This window comes from Streptomyces chlorus, assembly GCF_042655885.1.
Classification (GTDB): domain Bacteria; phylum Actinomycetota; class Actinomycetes; order Streptomycetales; family Streptomycetaceae; genus Streptomyces; species Streptomyces chlorus.
The window spans coordinates 503,395-507,637 of record NZ_JBHSOA010000025.1; the positions used below are offsets into that span (position 1 = coordinate 503,395).

A 4,243-nucleotide genomic window follows, 5' to 3' on the forward strand; every position below is an offset into this window, starting at 1 on the left:
GGACCCCGCCATACTCGTACGAGAAGCAGGTTCTAGGCCGCGGGTTGAGCCAGCCACTCCGGCAGCGCGTCCAAGTCCTCCCGACCCAGCGCCAGCAGCATCGCGTCCGCCGGAGTCGGCTCGAACGGCTGCCGCAGCAGTGGCATCCCCGCCTGCTCCGGAGTCCGGTTCGCCTTGCGGTGGTTGTCCTCCGCGCACGAGGCCACCGTGTTCAGCCAGGTGTCCTGGCCCCCGTGCGACCGCGGCACCACGTGGTCCACGGTGGTGGCCCGCCGCCCGCAGTACGCGCACCGGTTCCGGTCGCGCACCAGGACACCCCGCCTCGACCATGGCGCCCGTCTTCGGAACGGCACCCTGACGTATTGGCAGAGCCTGATCACCCGCGGCGCCGGTATGTCGACCGCGGCTCCCCGCATCCGCAGTTCGGGGTGGGCCTGCTCGACGACCGCCTTGTCCTGGAGCACCAGAACGACGGCTCGGTTCAGCGTCACCGTCGACAACGGCTCGAAGCTCGCGTTCAGTACCAGCGTGTCCCGCATACCAGTCCACCTTCCGTGTGCACCGGCCCACCTTTCGGCGGACTGGGATCAACTCTGGCCGGGCACGCCGAGATGGACAACGCAATATCTGCTGCTGCAACGGGGGGTGACCTCCGCGCCCCCGTCAACAAAAATGCCCGCCCCTGATCAATTCCGCGACCAGGGGTGGGCAAACGTTCCGTGAACGCCGGAATCGGGTCAGGAGCCTGCCGGCACCTCGTACTCCCCGATCAGCTGGGCCCGCGCGAGTGTGTGGAACCGCAGGTTGAAGCCCACGACCGCAGGGGACGCGTCCGAGTCCGGACCGAGCTTCTCCTGATCCACCGCGTACACCGTGAACACATACCGGTGCGGTCCGTCACCGGGCGGCGGCGCCGCACCGCCGAAGTCCTTGGTGCCGTAGTCGTTGCGCGCCTGAATCGCGCCCTTGGGCAACCCCTCGAACCCGCCGCCGCCCGCACCGGTCGGCAGCTCGGTCACCGAGGCCGGAATATCGAACACCACCCAGTGCCAGAACCCGCTGCCGGTCGGGGCGTCCGGGTCGTAGCAGGTCACCGCGAAGCTCTTGGTCTCCGACGGGAAATCCGTCCAGCGCAGCTGCGGCGACGTGTTGCCGTCCGCCCGGACCTGGGCCTCCTGAAGCGTCACACCCTCCGTGACCTCATTGCTCGTCACCGTGAACGACGGTACGGGCGGGTGGAAGTCATGGGGGAGCGGACGCCGCTCGAGCTCGGTCACCTCGGTACCTCCTGCTGATCGCCTACGTTCGGTGGAACCGAGCCTAGAACCAGTTCCGCTTGCTGCCGACCTCGGACAGCCACTGGTTGAGGTAGGCGGCCCAGTCGGTGCCCTGGTAGTCGTTCAGTCCCACCTTGAAGGACCGGAAGGTGTCGCTGCCCTCACTGAACAGACCGGGCTTCTTGTCCATCTCCAGCACGACGTCCATCGCCTGGTCGTCGGCCATGAAGGTCAGCTCGACCTGCTGCAGCCCCCGGTACTGCTGCGGCGGGAAGAACTCGATCTCCTGGTAGAACGGCAGCCGCTGACGCGTCCCGCGGACATGTCCGCGCTCCATGTCCGCGCTCTTGAACCGGAAGCCCAGCTGGATGAACGCGTCCAGGATCGCCTTCTGCGCCGGCAGCGGGTGCACATTGATCGGGTCCAGGTCACCGGAGTCCACGGCCCGCGCGATCGCCAGCTCCGTGGTCACCCCGATGTTCATCCCGCGCAGCGGCTGCCCGTCGATCATCGTGATCGGCGTCTCCCAGGGGATCTCCAGCCCGAACGGGACCGCGTGGACGGCACCGGCCTCGAGTTCGAAGGCGCCACCGAGCCGCGACTTGGTGAACTCGATGTTCTGCTTGTACTCCTCGTCGCCGCTCTCGACCTCGACCTTGGCCTGCAGACCGACCGACAGCCCCTCGATCTGCTGATTCACGGACCCGCCCTGGATCCGCACCTCGCCCTGGACAACCCCACCCGGAACGACGTTGATCTCGTGCAGCTCCGTCTCGACCGAAGCCCCGCCGGCTCCCAGGCTCGCGAGCAGCTTCTTGAACGCCATATCTCTCCCCTTGTCGTTCTTCATCGCGTCGTTGCACGTGTGGACCTTCGATCCCTAACAACGCGATCCGGCCCTGGCCGGTTCCGTGTCCGTCACCCTTGCAAGTGCGGCGCCCTGGGACCACCCCGCGGTGGCACCCGCCTGGAGTACTCTCGGACGCCATGATCGCGACCCCCGACCGTACGCCCCTGCTCAGGGAGTTCTTCGACCGCCCCGCCCTCGAGGTCGCCCCCGACCTGCTCGGCCGGCTCGTCGTGCGTACCACCCCGGACGGTCCGATCACCCCCCGCCTGACGGAGGTCGAGGCCTACGACGGCCCCAACGATCCCGGCTCCCCCGCCTACCGGGACCGCACCGCCCGCAACGGCGTGATGTTCGGTCCGCCCGGCCATGCGTACATCTACTTCACCTATGGCATGTCAAGTCGGTCAGCATGAACGTTGGGGATCTCGCTCACCCCGCTGAAGAAGTCGCCCCCGAGCTGCTCGGTGCCATCCTCATCCACGAGACACCCGAGGGAACCGTGAGTATCACCATCACGGAGACCGAGGCGTACTCCGGTACGGCCGACCCCGCCTCCCACGCCTACCGAGGCAGGACACCCCGAAACGCCGTCATGTTCGGACCCGCAGGACACCTGTACGTCTACCGGTCTCACGGTCTCCACTGGTGCGCCAACATCGTCACCGGGGCAGACGGCGTCGCTTCAGCTGTCCTCATCCGGGCAGGCAGGATCATCGAAGGGGAAGACCTGGCACGCAAGCGGCGAGGGGGCAAGGTCGAGAGTCCACGTCTCGCGCGGGGTCCGGGGAACTTCTGTCAAGCGCTCGGCGTCACGGCGGAGCACAACGGCACAGACCTACTGACAGGCGCCTCGGTCGCGCTGGCCGAGGGCGAGCCAGTACCCGCCGCACTCATCCGGGCTGGGCCTCGGGTAGGCGTGAGCAGAGCCCACGACTGGCAACACCGCTTCTACCTCGCCGGTGATCCAACGGTCTCGGCGTACCGACTGAGCCCAAGAGCCAAGCCGTCCGCCGGAGCCTGAGCCGCTGTGCGCCTCGCTCGCGGCTCGCCGGTGTGAGGGGCCTCGCCTTCCCGGACCACGGACACGATCCGTGCCGCCGGACACAGGGCGAACGCGGGCGACCAGGACATCCAGAACCGTTCGGGGTGTCCGCAGTGAGCAGGAATGGGTCCAGGACCCACTCCCGCTCACTGACTAGGAGCGGTACTCCTGCGGGCCGGCGAGATCGTCGAGGGCGCCCGTACCCGTCGGCTCTCGGCCCGTAACGACAAGGAACTGGCCAAAGGCCCGGCCCGTCTGGCAACGGCCCTGGACGTGGACCGTTCCCTGGACGGTACGGACGCATGCACCTCGAGCGACACCCCGCTGAGGGTGCTCACCGGCACCCCTGCCCCCTCCGACCAGGTCCGCAGCGGCCCGCGCACCGGAGTCTCCGGCGACGGAGCCGTGCACCCCTGGCGCTTCCGGGTCGCCGACGACCCGACGGTGAGCCCGTATCGGGCCCATGTCCCGAAGCGCCGACGAAGTTGACTCCACCTTGGAAGGTGCGTAATGTAGTCCGAGCCGCTGAACCGGGTACGGCGTTCGCCTGCAGCCGGAAGCGGCCAACCCACTACTCAAGATCACCCTCAAAAGGGTCGAGTTCGTCATGCTTGCATGCCTGAATTTCGAACCGGTGGAGCCCGATTATGAATCGAGCGAGGGAATCGGCTAACGTAGTGAATGTCGAAAGGTCGACGGGCGAAAGCCTAAAGCCTATCGACGATCCCATCGACTGGGAATCGGTCCTGAAAGGGCCTGATAGAGTCGGAGTCGCCGGAAAGGGAAACGCGAAAAGCGGGAACCCGGAAGGCGAAACCCCGAGGAAATCGGATCGGAAAGATCTGATAGAGTCGGAAACGCAGGACCGAAGGGAAGCGCCCGGAGGAAAGCCCGAAAGGGTGAGTACAAAGGAAGCGTCCGTTCCTTGAGAACTCAACAGCGTGCCAAAAATCAACGCCAGATATGTTGATACCCCGTCTCCGGCCGTTCGGCCGGGACGAGGTTCCTTTGAAAAAACACAGCGAGGACGCTGTGAACGGTGGGGCCTATTCCGCCCGACCGTTCCGCTCTCGT

At 66.6% G+C, this 4,243-nt stretch carries 4 protein-coding genes and 2 pseudogenes; 3 read left to right on the forward strand and 3 right to left on the reverse strand.

Annotation, left to right across the window (positions count from 1 at the left end):
* Positions 1-32 precede the first annotated feature (32 nt).
* The 3 genes from ACFPZI_RS13895 to ACFPZI_RS13905 form a co-directional block, all read right to left on the reverse strand.
* Positions 33-539, reverse strand: coding sequence for an HNH endonuclease (locus ACFPZI_RS13895; protein ID WP_055573809.1), 507 nt, complete (start codon positions 537-539; stop codon positions 33-35).
* 198 nt (positions 540-737) lie between these two features.
* Positions 738-1,277, reverse strand: a complete 540-nt coding sequence (locus tag ACFPZI_RS13900) for a YbhB/YbcL family Raf kinase inhibitor-like protein (RefSeq protein ID WP_381362905.1) — start codon at positions 1,275-1,277, stop codon at positions 738-740.
* A 43-nt stretch (positions 1,278-1,320) separates the two neighbouring features.
* Positions 1,321-2,103, reverse strand: coding sequence for a sporulation protein (locus ACFPZI_RS13905; protein ID WP_381362907.1), 783 nt, complete (start codon positions 2,101-2,103; stop codon positions 1,321-1,323).
* A 161-nt stretch (positions 2,104-2,264) separates the two neighbouring features.
* Between ACFPZI_RS13905 and ACFPZI_RS13910 the strand changes: the two are divergent.
* The 3 genes and pseudogenes from ACFPZI_RS13910 to ACFPZI_RS13920 all read left to right on the forward strand — a co-directional run.
* A pseudogene (locus ACFPZI_RS13910) lies at positions 2,265-2,522 on the forward strand (DNA-3-methyladenine glycosylase); the annotation flags it as partial.
* 14 nt (positions 2,523-2,536) lie between these two features.
* Positions 2,537-3,148, forward strand: coding sequence for a DNA-3-methyladenine glycosylase (locus tag ACFPZI_RS13915; protein ID WP_381362908.1), 612 nt, complete (start codon positions 2,537-2,539; stop codon positions 3,146-3,148).
* Between the two features lie 180 nt (positions 3,149-3,328).
* Positions 3,329-3,658, forward strand: a pseudogene (locus ACFPZI_RS13920) (DNA-3-methyladenine glycosylase); the annotation flags it as partial.
* Positions 3,659-4,243: the final 585 nt, after the last annotated feature.